We start from the raw sequence: 17,858 nt of genomic DNA, 5'->3' as shown, positions 1-17,858 counted from the left end.
TGACATAGGCAGCCCGTCCAACCCAAGGAGACAGATTATGGACGGCCAGCATAGTTCGCGTTTCACCGTTACCCGCAGCAGCAAGACTGTGGCGGCGAACGAGCGCGCCACCCTGCTGGAGGATCCCGGTTTCGGCCGCCTCTTCACCGACCATATGGTGACGATCCGCTATACCGAGGGCGAGGGCTGGCACAGCCACAGCGTCGGTCCGCGCGAACCGTTCCAGATCGACCCGGCCTGCGCCGTGCTGCATTATGCCCAGGAAATCTTCGAAGGCATGAAGGCCTACCGCCTTGCCGACGGTAGTATCGCCATGTTCCGGCCGGAGGAAAATGCCCGCCGCTTCGCGCAATCGGCCGAGCGGTTGGCGATGCCCGAAATCCCCGAAGACCTGTTCCTCGAAGCAGTCGCGGAGCTGGTGAAGATCGACGCGGACTGGATTCCGAGCGGCGAAGGCAGCCTTTATCTGCGCCCCTTCCTGTTCGCGAGCGAGGCCTTCCTCGGCGTGCGCCCGTCGAAGGAATATATTTTCTGCGTCATCGCTTCGCCGGCCGGGGCCTATTTCAAGGGCGGCAAGAAGGCCGTGACCCTGTGGGTGTCCGAACATTATACCCGCGCCGCGCGCGGCGGCACGGGTGCGGCCAAATGCGGCGGCAACTATGCCGCCAGCCTAGTCGCGCAGAAGGAAGCGACCGAGCAGGGCTGCGATCAGGTCGTTTTCCTGGATGCCGCCGAAAATAAGTGGGTCGAGGAATTGGGCGGCATGAACGTCTTCTTCGTGATGGAGGATGGCTCGATCGTCACCCCGCCACTGACCGGCACGATCCTGCCCGGCATCACCCGCAACAGCATCATCACGCTTGCCCGCGCCAAGGGCCATGATGTGCGCGAAGAACCCTACAGCTTCGCCCAATGGCGCGCCGATGCCGCCAGCGGCACCCTGCGCGAAGCCTTTGCCTGCGGCACAGCGGCGGTGGTCACCGCGATCGGCACAGTCAGGAGCAAGGATGGCGACTTCACCATCGGCAATGGCGATGGCGGCCTCGTCACCGAAAGCCTACGCGGCGAACTGACCGGTATTCAGCGCGGGACCGTCGCTGATCCGGCCGGTTGGGTGCATATCGTCTGAGGTGATCAGGCTGGCCCCTGCCCTTTTGGGCGAGCGGGCCAGCCATCGCTTTTCAAGTCGGTCCCGACCGCCTAGACAGGGGCCATGGAACGCTTCGACGTCGTGATATTGGGCGGTGGCCTTGTCGGCCTGACCCTTGGCATAGCTCTTTCCGGCCATGGCGTACGCACCGCCATCGTCGATCCCGCCGATCCGGTGGATACCACCGCCAGCGGTTTCGACGGCCGCGTCTCGGCCATCTCCTCGACCAGTTGCGCCATGCTCTCGGCGATCGGGGTCATGCCCTTCCTCGATGGCAAGGGCTGCCCGATCGACCGCATCTGGGTCAGTGACGGGCTAGAACCCGGCGCGCTCGATTTCGTGCCGGACGCCGACGATGACGGCGTGATGGGCACCATGTTCCCCAATCGCGACCTGCGCGTCGCGCTGGAACAGACCGCCCAGCGAGCGACCAACCTCACCCGTTACCAGCCCGACCGCGCGACCCATGTCGATCGCAACGAGGATGGCGTCGTGCTGACGCTGGCCAGCGGCGCGACGATCCGCAGCGCGCTGCTGGTCGCGGCGGAGGGGCGCAACAGCCCGACCCGCGAGGCGGCTGGCATTCGCACCACCCGCTGGCAATATAGCCACACCGCCATGGTCAGCGCGATCGACCATGACGTGCCGCACGGCAACACCGCTTATGAGATTTTCTATGTCGGCGGCCCCTTCGCGCTGCTGCCGATGCTGCCGGGCACCCGCTCCGCAATCGTGTGGACCGTGCCGAGCGAACAAGCGCCCGCCATGCTCAAACTGTCCGAACGCGCCTGGCTTGCCGAAGCGCAGAAGCGCATCGGCGGTTTCCTGGGCGAAATCCGCATGGCTGGCCCCCGCTCCTCCTATCCGCTGGGCTTCCATCATGCCGCCCGCATCACCGACACGCGGCTGGCGCTGGTCGGCGACAGCGCCCATGCGATCCACCCGATAGCGGGCCAGGGGCTGAACCTTGGCCTGCGAGACGTCGCCGCTTTGGTCGAAGTGTTGGTCGACGGCATGCGCCTCGGCCTTGATCCGGGCGATGCGCAATTGCTCGCGCGCTATCAGCGCTGGCGCGGGCTGGACGCGATCATGACCAGCGTCGCGATGGACGGCCTGGTGCGCCTGTTCGACATTCCCGGTCGCTTGCCCAAGCTGGCGCGGCGCGCGGGCCTTGCAGCGGTGCAGCGCACATCGTTGCTCAAGGGGCGCTTCATGGCAGAAGCGCGCGGCCAGTCCGGGGCGCTGCCCCGGCTACTGACCGGCGAGTTGGTCTGATCGGCGCTCAGCCCCGGCCGCGATAGCCGGGGACATCCTGCGCGGGCAGCCACAGCCCCGCAGGCGGTTCGCCCGATTGCCAGAACACGTCGATCGGGATGCCGCCGCGCGGATACCAATAGCCGCCGATTCGTAGCCAAATGGGGTTCATTTCGGCGAACAGCCGCTCGCCAATCCCCACCGTGCAATCCTCATGGAAGGCCGCATGGTTGCGGAACGCCCCCAGGAATAGTTTGAGCGACTTGGATTCAACGATCGTCGCGGCGGGCGCATAGTCGATCACCAGATGGGCGAAGTCGGGCTGGCCAGTCACCGGGCAGAGCGAGGTGAATTCGGGCGCGGTAAAGCGCACCAGATAGGGTTTGCCCGGACGCGGATTGGGCACATAATCGAGGATGGCGGCTTCCGGGGTGGCGGGAAGCGCGCTGGTCTGGCCCAGATGGAGCGGGGTTTGGCTAAGGTCGGTCATGCGCGCCCCTTACGCGATTGCCCGCCCGCTGTCATCGGTCCAACGGGGCAGGCGACGTTGTTCACTTGCCATTCAGCGCGGCTTGTGCCTTGGCCACCTTATGGGGTCTGTTCGTTCACTTATGCTCGCCGCGCCGCTTTTGCTGGCCGCGCCCGTCCATGCCCAGCAGGCTGACGAGCCTGCACCGGGCGGTTTCAGCCTGCCGCCGTCGCGAACAGCGCCGCCCGTCGATACCCGTCGACAGGGGCCGGAACTGGATGTTTTCCGCGCGCCCGACACCCCGGTCGCACAGCCCCCCATCGTCGCGCCGACCGTGACGCCGCCGCCCGTTGCCGTGCCGGTCCCCAATCCAGCACAGCCAGCCACGCGGCAGCCTACTCGACCAACCGAAACCCGCCCTGCGCCAACACCCGCCCCACGCGCCGAGCCGGAACCGGAACCGGCCAATGACAGCGCGCCGACGCCAGAAGCGCCCCTGCCCCAGCCTGTGGTCAATGAGACCGCCCCCGCCGTCACCGTCACACCGCCCCCAGCGGCAACGCCCGCGCCAACGGCCAGCGCCGATACGACGCCTTGGGGCTGGATCATCGCTGGCCTGCTTGCCCTCGCAGCCATCGCCGTCGCACTGTTGTTGCGCCGCCGTCGCTCGCCCGTCGAAGCCGAGACGGTCGAAGCAGAACCCGTCGATCAGCCCCTCGCCGCCCCTCCGCCGACGCCGGCACCGCCCCCCGCGCCTTTCGCACCACCCCCGCCGCCGCCTGCCCCTGTCGACACCGACAGGGCCTGGATCGACATGCAGCTTATCGTGACGCAGGCGCGCTATTCGCTGATGGGCGTCACCATCGCCTATGGGCTGTTGCTGCACAATCGGGGGGTGCGCCCGGCGCAGGATGTGCTGGTGCGTGGCATCATCGGCAATGGCGGCGCGAACCAGCAGGCGCTGCTCGACGGCTTCTTCATCGGCGAAACCGGCTTGCCGCTCCATGCCGCCGTGGCGCTGGCACCGGGCGAAACGCTGCGGCTGGACGGCGAACTGCGCCTTGCACCCGACCAGATCGTGCCAGTGCCCATGGGCGATCGCAGCCTGCTGATCCCGATCGCGGCCTTCGACGTGACCTATCAAGTCAATGACGCGGCGGACGACAAGGGCCGCACCGCCCGCGCCTTCATCGTCGGGCAGGAGCAGGAGCCGCCCGCCGAGCGCCTCGCGCCGCTGCGCTTCGACCAGGGGCCGCGTCAATATCGCCGCCCCGCCGCCCGCGCCGCCGCCGAACTGCCACCGCGCTAAGCGTGGCCCTTTCCAGCCCCCGCCCCTGGGCCTAGAAGGGGCGGCAAGACGCAGGCCATAGGGGACCGCATGACCATTTTCGTATCCACCGACTGGCTCGCCACGCATCTGGGCGCGCCGGACCTCTGCATCCTCGACGCCAGCCTGTTCCTGCCCGGTACCCCGCGCGATCCGCTCGCCGAATATGCGGCCGCGCACATCCCCGGTGCCGTGTTTATGGACCTGGCGACGCTCAACGACCCTGATGACGCGACGCCGGGCATGTTACCCCCCGACGCATTGATGACGCAGCGCTGCCAGGTGCTGGGGATCAACCCCGACAGCCGGATCATCGTCTATGACAATAGCCCGCTGCACAGTGCGGCACGTGGCTGGTGGATGATGCGCCTCTATGGCCTAGGCGCGTCAGTCGCGATTCTCGATGGTGGCCTGCCCAAATGGGTGGCGGAAGGTCGCCGGACGGAAGCGGGCATCGTCACGCCACCCCCCGGCACCGCCATCGCCCGCCGCGCGGCCGGACAGGTACGGACCAAGGCGGAGCTGATCGCCAATCTCGCCACCGGCGCGGAGCAAATACTCGACGCGCGCGGCGCTGGCCGCTTCACCGGTGCCGAAGCCGAACCCCGCCCCGGCATGGCATCGGGCCATATCCCCGGATCGCGCAACCTGCCCTCGCCGTCTCTGTTCAATCCCGACAACAGCATGAAGTCAGGCGACGAATTGCGCGCTCTTTACGCCGATGCCGGAGTCGATTTCGACCGTCCGGTCATCACCAGTTGCGGCAGTGGCGTCACCGCCGCCATCCTGCTCGCCGGACTGGAGTCGCTCGGCAAGGACGACGTGACCCTTTATGATGGCAGCTGGTCCGAATGGGGCTTCGATCCCGCCACGCCCAAGGCGACCGGCCCGGCATGAGCGACGACCGCAAGCCATTGACGAAGCTGGTGCAGGCCGGGCGCAAGCCCGAATGGACCGGCATGCCTGGCCAGCCCGGCGGCATCGTCAGCCCGCCTGTCTGGCGCGCCTCGACCATCCTCTATGATGATGTTGCCCATCTGCGAAAGGCCGCAGGCAGCAGCACGCATGAGCGGCTCTTCTACGGGCGCAAGGGCACGCCGACCGCCTGGTCGCTTGCCGACGCGCTGACCGAAATGGAACCGGGCGCGGAGGGCACGATGCTCTTCCCGTCGGGCGTCGCCGCGATCGCCTGCGCACTGATGGCGGTGCTGAAACCCGGCGACCGACTGCTCATGCCCGACAGCACCTATGATCCGACGCGCAGCTTCTGCGATCACATGCTCAATAGTTACGGTATCGAAACGATCTATTATGATCCGTGCGATGCTGTCCGGGTCGCTGTCCGTCTTGCCGATGAAAAGGTGCGCGCCATCTTCCTCGAAAGCCCCGGCAGCCTGACATTCGAAGTGCAGGACATACCCGCCATCACCGCCATCGCGCGGGAACGGGGCATCGTCACCCTGCTCGACAATACTTGGGCGACGCCGCTCTTTTTCCCGGCGCTGTCTCATGGCGTGGACATCACGATCCTGGCCTGCACCAAATATATCGTCGGCCATAGCGACGTGATGATGGGCAGCGTCACGGCGAATGCCCAATGGTTCGGCAAGGTCCGCCAGACCGCCTATCTGTTCGGCCAGATGACCAGCCCCGATGACGCCTGGCTCGCCGCGCGCGGCCTCCGCACGCTGGGCGTGCGATTGCGCCAACATCAGGATGGTGCGCTCGCCGTCGCCCATTGGCTCAACGACCAGCCCGGTATCGCGCGCGTGCTGCACCCCGCTTTGCCCGACTGCCCCGGCCATGCGCTATGGCAGCGCGACTTCTCCGGCTCGACCGGGCTGTTCAGTTTCATCCTCGACGGTGGCGATGAAGCCGCCCGCGCCGCCCTGATCGACGGCCTCGCCCATTTCGGCATCGGCTATAGCTGGGGCGGCTTCGAAAGCCTTGCCCTTCCCGTCGATCCCGCCCGCCACCGCACCGCAACCCGCTGGGAAGCAGAAGGGCCAATGGTGCGCCTGCACATCGGCCTGGAAGACCCCGACGATCTGATCGCCGATCTCGACGCAGGGCTTGCCCGCTACCGGGCGGCGCGATGACGCTCAGCATCGCCTGGCTGCTCAACCGCGTGCCCGATAGCGGTGGCTTGATCCATCCGCTGATCGCGCTGGGCGTCGCGCTCCTGCTGCATCTCGCCGCAGCGGGCCTCTCGCGCCGAGTCGAACCGCGGCTGCGCGGCCCCATGGAAGCCTTGGGCGAATCCTTCGCCACCCGGCTGCGGGCGATCTTGCGCTACGCTTTCTCAGCGCTGTTGATCGGAGTCGCCACCGCCTTCTGGCCCGCCGATTCGGTCGGCCATCTGGTGCTCGGCATCGGCCTTGGCCTCTCGGTCGCTTTGCTGGCTGGCTATGCGCTACGCACCCTCTCCATCCCGCGCTGGGCCACGCTGCCGCTGGCGCTCTTGCTGTTCCTGACGATCGTCTCCGGCACCAATGGCGGTCTCGCGCCCGTCGGCGCAACGCTCGACACGGTCGGGATCAGCCTTGGCAAACGCCGGGTCACGCTGCTCAGCCTGCTGTCGATCGCCGCCACTTGCGTCGCGCTGTTCGCGCTCGTCCGCCTAGCCAACAAGCTGATCGGCCGATCGATTAGCCAGGCGGATGGCTTCGACCCCACCCAGAAGCTGCTGGCGCAGAAACTCGCCGCCATCGCCATCATCATCGCCGCCTTCTTCATTGGCGTCGACATGCTCGGCATCGACCTCACCGCCTTTGCCGTCTTTTCCGGCGCGCTGGGCCTCGCGGTCGGCTTTGGTCTGCAAAAGACGTTCGGCAATCTTATCGCGGGCATCATCCTGCTGATGGACCGATCGATCAAGCCGGGCGATGTCATCGTCGTGGGGGAGAGTTTCGGCTGGGTGAACAAGATCGGCGTGCGCGCCGTCAGCGTCATCACCCGCGACGGCAAGGAACATCTGATCCCGAACGAGAATCTGATGACGCAGGAGGTGGAGAACTGGTCCTATTCCGACCGCAATGTCCGCGTCCGCATTCCCGTCGGCATCGGCTATGACAGCGACCTCAAGCTCGCCCAGGCGCTGATGCTGCAAGCCGCAGCAGAAAGCCCGCGCGTGCTGCGCAATCCCAAGCCCAATGTCTGGCTGACCGGCTTTGGCGAAAGCCGCGTCGAACATGACATATTGGTGTGGATCAGCGACCCGGAGGGCGGCGTCGGCAATGTGAAGTCCGACGTGTTGGGCCGCGTCTGGCAACTCTTCCGCGACAATGGCATCACCATTCCCTATCCGCAGCGGGTCATCCATGGTGCCGCCGAACTACCCCAAAAGCCGTAACTTTGCGGGGTCGCTTCCATCGTCGCGCGCGCCTATATCAACTCCATGAACCTCGTCCTGCTCCTGCTGATCTTCCTCGCCACCGTTGTCGCTATGGAGGGCTTCGCCTATGTCATGCACCGCTGGATCATGCACGGCCCCGGCTGGTTCCTGCATGCCAGCCACCATCGCCCGCGCCTTGGCCGATGGGAAGCCAATGACCTCTATTTCGTGATCTTTGCTCTGCCTTCCATCCTGCTGCTGCTGGGCGGCGTGCAATGGGGCTGGGGCGGCTGGGCGACGGCTATGGGCGCCGGGATCGCCGCCTATGGTGCCATCTATCTCGGCTTCCACGACATCATCGTGCATCAGCGTGTCAAAAACCGCTATGTCGCGCGCTCACCCTATATGAAGCGGATTGTCCAGGCCCACCGCCTGCATCATGTGGTCGAAACCAAGGAAGGCACGGTCAGCTTCGGCTTTCTCGTCGCCCCCCGCCCGGAGGAGCTGAAACGCGAACTCGCCCGCCGCAGCCGGGCGGGCGTGCGCGCGCCTTCCGCTGCCGATCCGGTCACCCCGGCAGGTCAAGCCCCGCCACGTTGAACGAGAAAGGCGCGGTGTTGTTCTGCGGGCCGACCACCAGATCGACCTTCATCGTCTTGGCCTTCTCGATGACGTCATAGGCATTTTGCGACGGCATGATTTCGATGCCGTCCTTGGCATCGGTCATCCGTCCTTGCCAGCTATGCGTCTTGCCATCATCGCCCGTCGCGCTGACCGTGCAGGCCGACAGGTCGCACTGAAAGGGCGCGCCGACCAATTTCACGGTCACGGTCTTTTCGCCATTGCTCATCGGCTGCACCAGCAACACGGCGAAAGTGTCGGGCGCCGTCATGGTCGCGACCGTATTGGCGCTGCCGATATAGGCGACCTTCGCAGCCTCGCCGGTCCCGCCTTCATATTTCCATGCCTGGCCGATCTGCTCGCGCTGGCTTGGTTCTTCGGGTTCCTGCGAGCAGGCGGCCAGCAATGCCATGGCCGTCATCATCAATGGGATGCGCATAGGCTCTTGTCCTTCCATCTGGTTACGGAAGGACAATGGTCAACGCCCCATGCGGGTTGCAGCGTTCAGCCGGTGTAGCGACCAGCCGTTTGCCGGATAAGCGCAATCATGTTGGGAATACCCTGCGTCCGGTTGGAACTGAGCTGATTGCGCAGATCAAAGGGGGCCAGCGCGTCTTCGATATCCGCCGCGGCGATCGCGGCTGGCGGCTGGTCCTGCACCGTTTGCAGCACCAGAGCGATGATCCCCTTGGTGATCGCGGCATTGCTGTCCGCCAGGAAATGCAGCCGTCCATCGTCCAGCACAGTCGGATAGACCCAGACCGCGGCCGAACAGCCGCGCACCAGCGTCGCATCGGTCTTGAGCGCGTCCGGCATCGGCTCAAGCGTGCGGCCAAGGTCGATCAGCAAGCGATAACGGTCATCCGCATCGAGAAACTGATATTCTTCTTGGATATCGGCAAGTTTAGTCATGCCCGCCCCTATAGGGGGAAAAGGACGGCAGGTAAGCCCCCCTCTTGGTCAGGCCGCCACCCAATCCTTGCGCAGCGCCCGCCCGCCCAGCGCCATGAACAGCCCGGCGAGCAGATAGAAGCCAAGTGCCGCGACGATGGCGTAACGCAGCGCCTCGATCCCATAAGCCGGGGTCAGCGCGTCGGACAAAGCGCCGACGAACCAGCTTCCAAGCCCCAGCCCCACCAGATTGTTGATCAGCAGGAAACTCGCCGCCGCACTGGCGCGCATATGGGCGGGGACCAGATGCTGCACGGCGGTCAGCACCGGGCCGAGCCAGACATAGACCAACGCCTGCGGCACCAAGAACAGCGCGAAAGCGACGCCGACGCTATCGGAGAGCACCCCGATGACGAACAGCGGCATACCAACCACATAGCTGATCGCGGGAACCCAGGCATAATAGGCCTTGTCCTTGCCACCCATCGCGTCACCCAGCCAACCGCCCAGCAGCACGCCCGCGACCCCGCCGATGAGCAGCAGCCCGCCCAGAAACTGGCCCGCGCCCATCAGATCGAGGCCGAAGCTGCGCATCAGCAGGCTGGGCAACCAGAAAGCGACGCCATAGCCGCACATCGAACTGCACGCCGCACCCACCGCGAGGAACCAGAAGCTGCGTTTGGCCGCCAATATGCCGAACACCGCCGAAACCGGGGCAGCGTCGCTGGCTTGCACTGGCCGCACGGGTTCCCTCACCACCAGGCGAAAGACAGGCGCGATCAAAAGGCCAAGCAGGCCGACGACGATGAAGGCTGTGCGCCACTCCACGGTCTGGGCGATATAGCCGCCGAGCAGCACGCCGCCCGCCGAGCCCAGCGGAATGCCGAGCGAGTAAATGGACAGCGCCCGCGCCCGCTGATGCGCCGGGAAATAGTCGGAGATCACCGCATAGGATGGCGCGACCCCGCCCGCTTCGCCCACGCCCACGCCGATGCGGCACAGGAATAATTGCATGAAATTGCCCGCCAGCCCGCATAGCGCCGTAAATCCGCTCCATACCGCGAGACTGACGGTGATGACCCAGGTGCGGCTGGTGCGATCGGCCAGCAGCGCCAGCGGGATCGCCAGCGTCGAATAGAGCAGCGCAAAGGCGATACCGCCTAGCGCCCCCAATTGCGTATCGCTTAGCCCCAGCTCCGCCTTGATCGGCCCGGCGAGGATGCCGAGGATCTGCCGGTCGAGGAAGTTGAAGGTATAGACCAGCAACAGCATCGCCAGCACGACGCCGCGATAGGCGGGGGAAGCAGGGGGGGCGGATCGGTCGGTCATAGGGCTTTACCCATCTCCGTTCAGTTCGAGCTTGTCGAGAACCGTTGCGCAAGGGTTCTCGACAGGCGCGAACCGAACGGAGATCGGGTGGAGATCAGAACTTCACCGTCCCCGTCAAAAACACCTGCCGGGGATTGCCATAAAAGGCGGTCAGCGTGCCTTCACGGCCGAGCGAAGGGGTGGGGAAACCAGCGGCATTGTTGATGATGGCGCCTGTCACTGCGTTGGCCGCGACGAAGGTATAGCCTGACGTCTTATATTCCTTGTCCATCAGATTCTTGCCATGCAGGCCCAGCGTCCAGCGATCGTCAGGCGCGGTATAGACGATGCTGGCGTCCCACAGCGCAAAACCCTTCTGGTCGATATAGGGGTTGGGAATCTCGAACTGATAGGTCTTGCTGCGCCACGACACGCTGCTGGCCAGATAGAGGCTGCCAGCGCCCACCGGGGTCGAATAGCTCATCGTGCCGCTGGCGGTCCATTTGGGCGTATTCTGCACTTCGCGATTGGCCGCCACATCGGTCGGCACGCCGCCGATGTTGGTGATATATTCGCGATATTCCGCGTCGATATAGCCGACCGCGGTCGCCAGGTTCAGCCGATCGCCCGGCGTCATCAGGTCGCGGCCCAGCCGCGCGGTGCTTTCAAACTCCAGCCCCTTGAACCGGGCCTTGCCCGCATTGGACACCACGCCGCAGAAGGAGGGCGTGGCGACGCCGCCGACGCTGACGGTGCAGGCAACCGATCCCGGAATCTGCACATCCTTATAATCGGCATAGAAGCCCGCGACCGCGACATAGAGCGCGCCGTCGAGGAAATTGCCCTTATAGCCGACTTCATAGCTATCGACCTGTTCGGGCGCGAAGCTCAGGAAAGACGCGATTTCATCGTCCTGCCGGATGCCGTCGCCATTAAGGTCAGGCGCATTGGTGCCGACGCCGCGCGGATCGAAGCCGCCGCCCTTGAAGCCCTGCGAGAAGCTGGCGTAGATGTTATGATCGGGCGTCGGCTTGTAGCTGATCGAGACGCGCGGGGTGAATTTCTTATATTCGCGCTCGCCGTTGAAATTGGTGCTGGGCGCACCGAACGCCACGCCCGCGCCGCCGAACAATGGCGACCCGCCACCCAGATAATTTTGCCGCAATATGTCGGCCCGGCGCTTGTCCCAGGTGTAGCGGCCACCGGCCGACAGGCTGAGCTGTTCCGTAATGTCGAAGGTAAAGTCACCGAACACGGCATAGGTTTCGGTGTCCACATCGGCCTGCGTATAGGCGGTCAGCCCCGCAACCGTCGTGAACAAGCGCACGTCGAACGCGGTGTCGGCCTTGGCATCAAGATAATAGAAGCCGACCATGCCGTGCAGCGGCCCCTGATCGTAGAGCAGCTGGAATTCCTGGCTCAGCTGCTCGTTGAAGTAGAAGGCGGGCACGTCGACATCGACCGCAGGCAGCGCATCGAAATCAATGGGCGAGGCGCTGTCATCCTTGCGCCAGGCGCTGATCGACCGCAGCGTGACCGCGTCGCTCAGTTCCGCCGTGATGTTCATGGAAAGTCCATAGGACTTCACATATTGCTTGGGATCAACCAAGCCGCCGCGCGTGTCGAACACGTCGTCCAGCACCGGCGCGCCCGACACTTGGCCGGGGATCAGTCGATGGCCACCCCGCGCGCTGCTATTATCCTTGGTATAATCGCCGGTGATGCGCATCAGCACGGGCTGGCCATAGCCACCCATTTCAAAGGTGGCGCGGCCCGCCCAGATATCTTTATTGTAATTTTCATCGCCGGTGGTGAGATTGTCGCCAAAGCCGCCGCGCGACAGCCGGGCAAAGGCCCCGCCGACACGGATCAGGTCGCTCAACGGTGCCGACACGCTGATGATACCATCGGCCTGGTCGTAGCTGCCATAGGTGCCCTTGAGCTTGAGCGAAAATTCCTGCGGCAGCATCTTCGTCACATATTTGACCGCACCACCAATGGTGTTGCGCCCATAGAGCGTGCCCTGCGGCCCGCGCAGTACCTCGATCCGCTCGACATCGTAAATGTCGAGGATCGCGCCCTGCGGCCGGTTGAGATAGACATCGTCGAGATAGATGCCCACGCCCTGTTCGAAGCCCGACACCGGGTCTTGCTGGCCCACGCCGCGAATGAAGGCGGTCAGCGTCGAATTGGTGCCGCGCGAGGCTTCCAGCGTGGTGTTGGGGGTCATGTTGGCAAGGTCGGTAATATCGATCGCCCCGCCCCGTTCCAGCGCTTCGCCCGAAAAGGCACTGACCGCGATCGGCACACTGACCAGCGTTTCCTCGCGGCGACGGGCGGTGACGACGATCGCGCCCTCCTCCTCGACGGACGGGACGGCGGCGTCCTGCGCAAGGGCAGGCAAAGCCAGCGCGCCGCTCCAGGCGGCGGAGGCAAGGGCTATGGCGCGGATGCTGAAATGGGCCTTCATGGTCGGTCCTCTCCTGAAAATGCGGTGCCCGGTCTGCCGGATCACTTTGCGTTGTCCGATTCGATAATGAAAGTTGAACCATCTTTCAACTTGAAATAGAGAGGCGGAGACAAGGCCGGTTCAGTGCGGCAAAAAGAGCACAGATTTTCGCAAGGAGTGGACATGGCCGAAGACGCCGCTGCCAAGGACGACAAAACGCCGCGCACCGCCAGGGGTGAGCGAACTCGCCGCGCATTGCTGGCGGCGGCGGCGGCTGAATTTGGCGAAAAGGGCTTTCACGACGGCTCGATTAGCGGCATCACCCGCCGCGCGGGCTGTGCGCTGGGCAGTTTCTACACCTATTTCGATAGCAAGGATGATATCTTCCGCGCGCTCGTCGCCGACATGTCGGGCCAGGTGCGCGATTATGTGTCCCCGCGCATCGCCGACGCCCGCGACGGGATCGACGCCGAGCGGATAGGCCTACTCAGCTTCCTGGAGTTTGCGCGCGAACATAAGGAAATCTATCGCATCATCGACGAAGCGGAGTTCGTCGACCAGTCCGCCTACCGCGCCCATTATGAAAATACCGCATCCCGCATGACGACCCGCCTCACCAAGGCGGCGGCGCGCGGCGATATCCGCGCCGATGTTGAGGAAGTCCATGCCTGGGCGATCATGGGCATGAACGTGTTTCTGGGCCTGCGCTTTGGCGTTTGGGACGACAGCCGCCCGGCTGAGGAGGTCGCCGCCATCGCCAATGCATTGGTGGAACGCGGCATCGGCACGAAAGCCTGATCATCGCCCCGATTCCGAGAAGGAGAGCGGCCCGCTATTATGCATCCCCATGCTGGACCGCAGCATGTCCGCCCAGTCCGACCCGGCGCACAGACCGATCATGCCGGGCGCATCCCACTTCGCCAGGATAGGCGCGATTTGCGATCGTGCCATGGGGCGCCCGAACAGGAAGCCCTGACCGACATCGCACCCCTTGACCATCAGATGCGCCGCTTGTGCAGCCGTCTCTATGCCTTCGGCGACCGTCGTTATGCCCAGATTTTTCGCCAGGTCGATGACCGCCCCGACAATAGCGGCATCACCCGTTTCCGCGGCATTGAGGCGCGACACGAAAGACCGGTCGATCTTGATCGTGTGAACCGGAAATTGTTGCAGGTGCGTCAGCGACGCATAGCCCGTACCGAAATCATCCAGGGCAATCGTCACGCCCGCCGCGGCCAATGTCTCCAGGCAATTATGGACCCGATCGGACAATTGCCCCACGAACACGGTTTCCGTGACCTCCAGTTCCAGCAGGCTGGCGGGCAGCCCCAGCTTGTGCATCCGCCCCAGGATGCGATCGACGAAATCACCCCGGCGGAAGTCGCCCGGTGCGCCGTTGAACGCGATCCGCCCAAAGGCGAGGCCCTGGTCGCGCCAGGCGACCATATCCGCCATGATGCAATCGAGCATCCGATCGGTCAGCCGGACGGCCAGATCCGCGTCTTCGAACGCCGCGCGGATTGCGCCGGGCGGCTGAAGCCCCTGCTGTTGATCATGAATGCGCAGCAAGGCTTCGAAACCCTCCAGCGCCCCGGTACGCAGGTTCACCTTCGGCTGGTAAAAGGGGATGATATGGTCGTTGGTCAGGGCCGCCCGCGCCTTGGTCAACATCGCCTTTTCCATGTCCACCGCTTCGCGCATGGCGGGCGTGAAGCCCCGTATCTGACCTGGTCCCTCGCTCTTGGCGGCATAGAGGGCCAGGTCCGCGCATTTATGCAGTTCTTCGGCGTCCAACCCATCCCGAAACGCCAGCGCGCCACCCGCGCTCAGGCTGACATCGATATGGCGTCCATCATGCAACAGGGAACCGGTCAGGCTGCCCATGATAGTGTCGACGGTTTCCTGTCGTGCCTGTTCCGGGGTCAGTCCCGGCAGGATAATCGCGAACTCGTCCCCACCCAGACGCGCCAAAGTCGCGCCGACCGGTAAACGCTTGCTCAGTTTGGCCGCCACGTCATGCAGCACCGCATCACCCGCATGATGGCCCAGCGTGTCGTTGATGGTCTTGAACCGGTCGACATCCAGCACGATCAGGCCGACGCATTGCCCCTGTCGGCGCGCGTCGTCCAGCGCCTCGTCCAAGCGCTCGGCGAACATCGCGCGATTGGGCAGTCCGGTCAGGGCATCATGCGACGCCGACCATTTGAGCTTGGCCTCATATTGCAACTGCGCGGTGACATCATGCAGAGAGCCCAGCAGACGGATCGGCTTGCCATCCTTGTTGCGCACGACATAGCCCCGCGCGACGAGGTTGAGATAGCGCCCATCGGCTGCGCGAAATCGGAATTGTTCGACCCATTGGTTGAAATGCACGTCCTCCAGGCTGGCGAGATTATCGACCACGCGCTTTTGATCGTCTGCATGGATATGGTCGACCCACCATGACCGGGACGTGCCCGTGCGGGTTTCGGCATAGCCCAGAACATCGAAAGCGGCCTCGCTCCAATCGATCCGATCCTGTTCAAGTGAGCAGTCCCAGATGATGTCGTTGGTCGCCCGCGACGCGAGGCGATACCGCTCTTCGCTTTCTCTCAGCGCATTTTCCGCTTTGACCTGATCATCGATATCCTCCAGCGTGCCATACCATTTCAGGATGGTGCCATCTTCACCGCGACGCGGCTGCGCGCGGGCGCGATGCCAGCGATACACGCCACTGCGGTCGCGCAAACGATAGCGCACATCCACCGCCGAGGCATCGGGTGCGCTCGTCGTTCGGTGCCACAGGTCGAGAACCGGGGGAAGATCGGCGGGATGGACAGCGCCCGTCCACCCGCTGCCCAAGGCATCCGCCGTCGGCATGCCGGTCACCGCCTCCCATTTGGGACTGAGTTCGAGGATGGCGCCGGCAGCGTCGCTGATCCACGGCATTTGCGGATTGAGGTCGACCGAATAGCGATAATGGTCTTCACTCTGCCGAAGCGCGGCGACCAGCGCGCTCATTTCGGACCGCGAGATCAAAAGCTTGCTGAACGCCGACTGGCTGGTCGCGAGGGTGCGCACGATAACGGCGGCGATGATGAGGAAAGTGACACCGATCCCAATAAGGTAGACGTCGGACGATGTCAGCAGGCACAAAGTGACCGGCGCCGCACCGAACAGCAGGACAAATCGGCCGGCCACGGGCAAGGATTGCAAGCAATAACAACAGCTGATCGAGCCAACGAACACATAGAGCGCAACCGATGTGATCCGGTCGGTCGCCACTTCATTGAGCAGGAACAACCCCCACGCCCCGAACGCGGCGCTCAGGACCGCCGACATGACGATGGTCCCGGCAAGATGCCGCCGCATCTTGCTTGGGGAGGGCACGCTCCTCTTGCGCGCCATCCACAGGAAACCCCGGACGACGATAATGACGGACAGGGTGGCCGGAACGCTGAGGCTCAGCCAGACCGGCACATCGCCATAGGTCACCATCGCCAGGCAAAAGACGTTGATGAACATCAAGGCGTACATCAGGGGAATCTGCCCCGTCAGCGCCTTATACTGCTCGTGCAACGCCACCTGCGATTTTTCGGCAATCCGTCTGAACCGAGCAAATACCATATATGCGCACCAAGCTCTCCCTCGTTATATATAGGAGCAACCTGTTAACAAACGCATAGAGCCAGCAATATCGAACGTTCATGCAGGACGCATGGTCGATGCGCGTGAGCGTCCCGCTATCTGATCATATTTATTGGGGGGAGCGTAAAAATGGTGCCCGGAGACGGATTCGAACCGCCGACACAGCGATTTTCAATCGCTTGCTCTACCAACTGAGCTATCCAGGCACAGCCAACTGCGGAGTGTTCCGCCCGATGGAGGCGTGCCTATAGGCGTCAATCCTGTTCGCTGTCTAGCCCATAATCGCCGATTTTTTGCGTGTCATCCTCGGCGGGTGGCCCGGCGACGCGATAACCTTCGCCAAGCCATTGCAGCAGGTCGCGGTCGCGACAGGCGGCGCTGCAAAAGGGGCGCGTGTCCGCGCTGGCGGGCTTTTTGCAGACCGGACAGGCGGCGGCTTTAGGCGACATGGCCACCCGCGATCGCGAGGGTGGCATCGGCCTGCATGCTGATCGCACCGCCGCGACGCTTGGCAAGCTGTTCGATCCAGTTGGGCCGCTTGTGCAGATAGTCGATGATGGCGGGCGCGGCGACCAGCGTCGCGGGACCACCCTGGCCATGCCGTTCGGCGCGGCGCAGCAGCGCCAGTGCAGCGGTCGCCACCGGATCTTCGCGCAACAGCTCCATCAGGTTCGCGCGCTCGCGGCGGCGGATGATCTGAACGAAGCCGAAGCCGTTGACCGCCGTGCGCTCGAAGGGGAGCGGCAGATATTTGTCGATCTGGGCGGCGGCGATGATCCGCTCGTCCTTGTTGTTCATCGTCGGCAGGTCGATGCCGATCGATCCGCTCAGGCCCATGCGCCGCACTGTTTGCGCCGCCAGCTTCGCGCCCTTTGGCCCCAGCTGCGCCGGCGGCAGCGACCCGTCAATGTCGATCAACAACATGGCAGGCGTTAGATAGAGGCGCAGCGCCGCGGCTTCGGTGCCGACTTCGCCGCTGATCGCTTCTTCCATCAGCTCGCTCCAGCCATGGGCTTCCAGCCGGTCTTCCTCATGCGCGGGGCAGGGGACAACAGGGACGCCGGTGGCGCGGATGCGCTGGAGCAAGGTGGGGCCAGCCTGCGCCTTCATACCCGGCTGGGTGCTGCGGCCCTTGGCGCGCTTGGGGCGGCCTTCTTCGGGGATGGCTTCGCGCAGGATTTCGACCAGCAGGTTCGCGCCTTCCGCCAGCCGGGGCGGGATCGGTTCGATCAGCACTTCCTCGCCGCTGATCAGGCGGACAATGCCGCGCTTCTTGGGAATGACCGTGGTGATGAGTTTGCCCTGCATCACCGCACCGGCGCGCGCGGCATCGCCCTCGCGCTCGATCAGCGCCTCGACCAGCTTGCCCTTTTCGATCAGCGCGGCACGGGCCTCGCCAATGCCTTCTTCATAAAGCCACTCGGCCAT

The 17,858-nt window shown here is 64.4% G+C and carries 16 protein-coding genes and 1 tRNA gene; 8 read left to right on the top strand and 9 right to left on the bottom strand.

Annotation, left to right across the window (positions count from 1 at the left end):
* The first annotated feature begins 37 nt into the window (after positions 1 to 37).
* Both ACZ2HM_RS15860 and ACZ2HM_RS15855 read left to right on the top strand, forming a co-directional pair.
* Positions 38 to 1,129, top strand: a complete 1,092-nt coding sequence (locus ACZ2HM_RS15860) for a branched-chain amino acid aminotransferase (RefSeq protein ID WP_313922662.1) — start codon at positions 38 to 40, stop codon at positions 1,127 to 1,129.
* A gap of 84 nt (positions 1,130 to 1,213) precedes the next feature.
* Positions 1,214 to 2,425 (top strand): UbiH/UbiF/VisC/COQ6 family ubiquinone biosynthesis hydroxylase, encoded by a 1,212-nt coding sequence (locus ACZ2HM_RS15855; protein WP_470425679.1) that lies wholly within the window; start codon positions 1,214 to 1,216, stop codon positions 2,423 to 2,425.
* Positions 2,426 to 2,432: 7 nt separating this feature from the next.
* Here the strand turns inward: ACZ2HM_RS15855 and queF are convergent, their stop codons facing one another.
* Positions 2,433 to 2,894: a preQ(1) synthase gene (gene queF / locus ACZ2HM_RS15850; protein ID WP_313922664.1), complete on the bottom strand. Its 462-nt coding sequence runs from the start codon at positions 2,892 to 2,894 to the stop codon at positions 2,433 to 2,435.
* Positions 2,895 to 2,994: 100 nt separating this feature from the next.
* On the opposite strand from queF, the gene ACZ2HM_RS15845 reads away from it, so the two are divergent.
* The 5 genes from ACZ2HM_RS15845 to ACZ2HM_RS15825 all read left to right on the top strand — a co-directional run bounded on the left by ACZ2HM_RS15845 (position 2,995) and on the right by ACZ2HM_RS15825 (position 8,134).
* Positions 2,995 to 4,182: a hypothetical protein gene (locus ACZ2HM_RS15845; RefSeq protein ID WP_470425678.1), complete on the top strand. Its 1,188-nt coding sequence runs from the start codon at positions 2,995 to 2,997 to the stop codon at positions 4,180 to 4,182.
* A 69-nt stretch (positions 4,183 to 4,251) separates the two neighbouring features.
* Positions 4,252 to 5,097, top strand: a complete 846-nt coding sequence (gene sseA, locus ACZ2HM_RS15840) for a 3-mercaptopyruvate sulfurtransferase (RefSeq protein WP_037472121.1) — start codon at positions 4,252 to 4,254, stop codon at positions 5,095 to 5,097.
* Positions 5,052 to 6,299, top strand: a complete 1,248-nt coding sequence (gene metC, locus ACZ2HM_RS15835; RefSeq protein ID WP_443210054.1) for a cystathionine beta-lyase — start codon at positions 5,052 to 5,054, stop codon at positions 6,297 to 6,299. The genes sseA and metC overlap by 46 nt, the downstream gene beginning before the upstream one ends.
* Entirely contained in the window at positions 6,296 to 7,552 is a 1,257-nt protein-coding gene (locus tag ACZ2HM_RS15830) for a mechanosensitive ion channel family protein (protein WP_037472127.1), read from the top strand. The genes metC and ACZ2HM_RS15830 overlap by 4 nt, the downstream gene beginning before the upstream one ends.
* Positions 7,553 to 7,597: 45 nt before the next feature.
* Positions 7,598 to 8,134, top strand: coding sequence for a sterol desaturase family protein (locus ACZ2HM_RS15825; RefSeq protein ID WP_470425677.1), 537 nt, complete (start codon positions 7,598 to 7,600; stop codon positions 8,132 to 8,134).
* Here ACZ2HM_RS15825 and ACZ2HM_RS15820 read toward each other — a convergent pair.
* From ACZ2HM_RS15820 to ACZ2HM_RS15805, 4 genes are all read right to left on the bottom strand, one after another.
* On the bottom strand, positions 8,103 to 8,594 hold the full coding sequence (locus ACZ2HM_RS15820; protein ID WP_037472129.1) for a hypothetical protein: 492 nt from the start codon (positions 8,592 to 8,594) through the stop codon (positions 8,103 to 8,105). The two genes, ACZ2HM_RS15825 and ACZ2HM_RS15820, sit on opposite strands and share 32 nt — an antisense overlap.
* Positions 8,595 to 8,659: 65 nt before the next feature.
* Complete coding sequence (locus ACZ2HM_RS15815; protein WP_470425676.1) at positions 8,660 to 9,067, bottom strand: SufE family protein; 408 nt, start codon at positions 9,065 to 9,067, stop codon at positions 8,660 to 8,662.
* Positions 9,068 to 9,115: 48 nt separating this feature from the next.
* Entirely contained in the window at positions 9,116 to 10,375 is a 1,260-nt protein-coding gene (locus ACZ2HM_RS15810) for a spinster family MFS transporter (RefSeq protein WP_470425675.1), read from the bottom strand.
* 94 nt (positions 10,376 to 10,469) lie between these two features.
* Entirely contained in the window at positions 10,470 to 12,824 is a 2,355-nt protein-coding gene (locus ACZ2HM_RS15805) for a TonB-dependent receptor (RefSeq protein WP_470425674.1), read from the bottom strand.
* A 162-nt stretch (positions 12,825 to 12,986) separates the two neighbouring features.
* Here ACZ2HM_RS15805 and ACZ2HM_RS15800 point away from each other — a divergent pair, with 162 nt between their 5' ends.
* Entirely contained in the window at positions 12,987 to 13,601 is a 615-nt protein-coding gene (locus tag ACZ2HM_RS15800; RefSeq protein WP_037472133.1) for a TetR/AcrR family transcriptional regulator, read from the top strand.
* On the opposite strand, the gene ACZ2HM_RS15795 is transcribed toward ACZ2HM_RS15800, so the two are convergent.
* The 4 genes from ACZ2HM_RS15795 to ACZ2HM_RS15780 form a co-directional block, all read right to left on the bottom strand.
* Complete coding sequence (locus tag ACZ2HM_RS15795) at positions 13,602 to 16,409, bottom strand: putative bifunctional diguanylate cyclase/phosphodiesterase (RefSeq protein WP_470425673.1); 2,808 nt, start codon at positions 16,407 to 16,409, stop codon at positions 13,602 to 13,604.
* 151 nt (positions 16,410 to 16,560) lie between these two features.
* A tRNA-Phe gene (locus ACZ2HM_RS15790) sits at positions 16,561 to 16,636 on the bottom strand.
* A 48-nt stretch (positions 16,637 to 16,684) separates the two neighbouring features.
* Positions 16,685 to 16,879 (bottom strand): DNA gyrase inhibitor YacG, encoded by a 195-nt coding sequence (locus ACZ2HM_RS15785; protein WP_069065847.1) that lies wholly within the window; start codon positions 16,877 to 16,879, stop codon positions 16,685 to 16,687.
* Positions 16,869 to 17,858 carry a ribonuclease gene (locus ACZ2HM_RS15780; protein WP_470425672.1) on the bottom strand — a complete coding sequence of 330 codons (990 nt, stop codon included), beginning with the start codon at positions 17,856 to 17,858 and terminating at the stop codon, positions 16,869 to 16,871. The genes ACZ2HM_RS15785 and ACZ2HM_RS15780 overlap by 11 nt, the downstream gene beginning before the upstream one ends.

Source organism: Sphingobium sp. KKT206 (genome assembly GCF_055640555.1).
Note: the sequence above shows the minus strand (reverse complement) of the source record. Positions and strands in the feature narration are given on the sequence as shown.

Excerpts from the sequence above, each read along its gene's own strand:
- ACZ2HM_RS15845 (WP_470425678.1), top strand. The coding sequence starts at position 2,995 with ATGGGGTCTGTTCGTTCACTTATGCTCGCCGCGCCGCTTTTGCTGGCC.
- queF (WP_313922664.1), bottom strand. The coding sequence starts at position 2,894 with ATGACCGACCTTAGCCAAACCCCGCTCCATCTGGGCCAGACCAGCGCG.
- ACZ2HM_RS15810 (WP_470425675.1), bottom strand. The coding sequence starts at position 10,375 with ATGACCGACCGATCCGCCCCCCCTGCTTCCCCCGCCTATCGCGGCGTC.
- ACZ2HM_RS15795 (WP_470425673.1), bottom strand. The coding sequence starts at position 16,409 with ATGGTATTTGCTCGGTTCAGACGGATTGCCGAAAAATCGCAGGTGGCG.
- ACZ2HM_RS15825 (WP_470425677.1), top strand. The coding sequence starts at position 7,598 with ATGAACCTCGTCCTGCTCCTGCTGATCTTCCTCGCCACCGTTGTCGCT.
- ACZ2HM_RS15855 (WP_470425679.1), top strand. The coding sequence starts at position 1,214 with ATGGAACGCTTCGACGTCGTGATATTGGGCGGTGGCCTTGTCGGCCTG.
- ACZ2HM_RS15830 (WP_037472127.1), top strand. The coding sequence starts at position 6,296 with ATGACGCTCAGCATCGCCTGGCTGCTCAACCGCGTGCCCGATAGCGGT.
- sseA (WP_037472121.1), top strand. The coding sequence starts at position 4,252 with ATGACCATTTTCGTATCCACCGACTGGCTCGCCACGCATCTGGGCGCG.
- metC (WP_443210054.1), top strand. The coding sequence starts at position 5,052 with ATGGGGCTTCGATCCCGCCACGCCCAAGGCGACCGGCCCGGCATGAGC.
- ACZ2HM_RS15860 (WP_313922662.1), top strand. The coding sequence starts at position 38 with ATGGACGGCCAGCATAGTTCGCGTTTCACCGTTACCCGCAGCAGCAAG.
- ACZ2HM_RS15800 (WP_037472133.1), top strand. The coding sequence starts at position 12,987 with ATGGCCGAAGACGCCGCTGCCAAGGACGACAAAACGCCGCGCACCGCC.
- ACZ2HM_RS15805 (WP_470425674.1), bottom strand. The coding sequence starts at position 12,824 with ATGAAGGCCCATTTCAGCATCCGCGCCATAGCCCTTGCCTCCGCCGCC.
- ACZ2HM_RS15820 (WP_037472129.1), bottom strand. The coding sequence starts at position 8,594 with ATGCGCATCCCATTGATGATGACGGCCATGGCATTGCTGGCCGCCTGC.
- ACZ2HM_RS15815 (WP_470425676.1), bottom strand. The coding sequence starts at position 9,067 with ATGACTAAACTTGCCGATATCCAAGAAGAATATCAGTTTCTCGATGCG.
- ACZ2HM_RS15785 (WP_069065847.1), bottom strand. The coding sequence starts at position 16,879 with ATGTCGCCTAAAGCCGCCGCCTGTCCGGTCTGCAAAAAGCCCGCCAGC.
- ACZ2HM_RS15780 (WP_470425672.1), bottom strand. The coding sequence starts at position 17,858 with ATGGCCGAGTGGCTTTATGAAGAAGGCATTGGCGAGGCCCGTGCCGCG.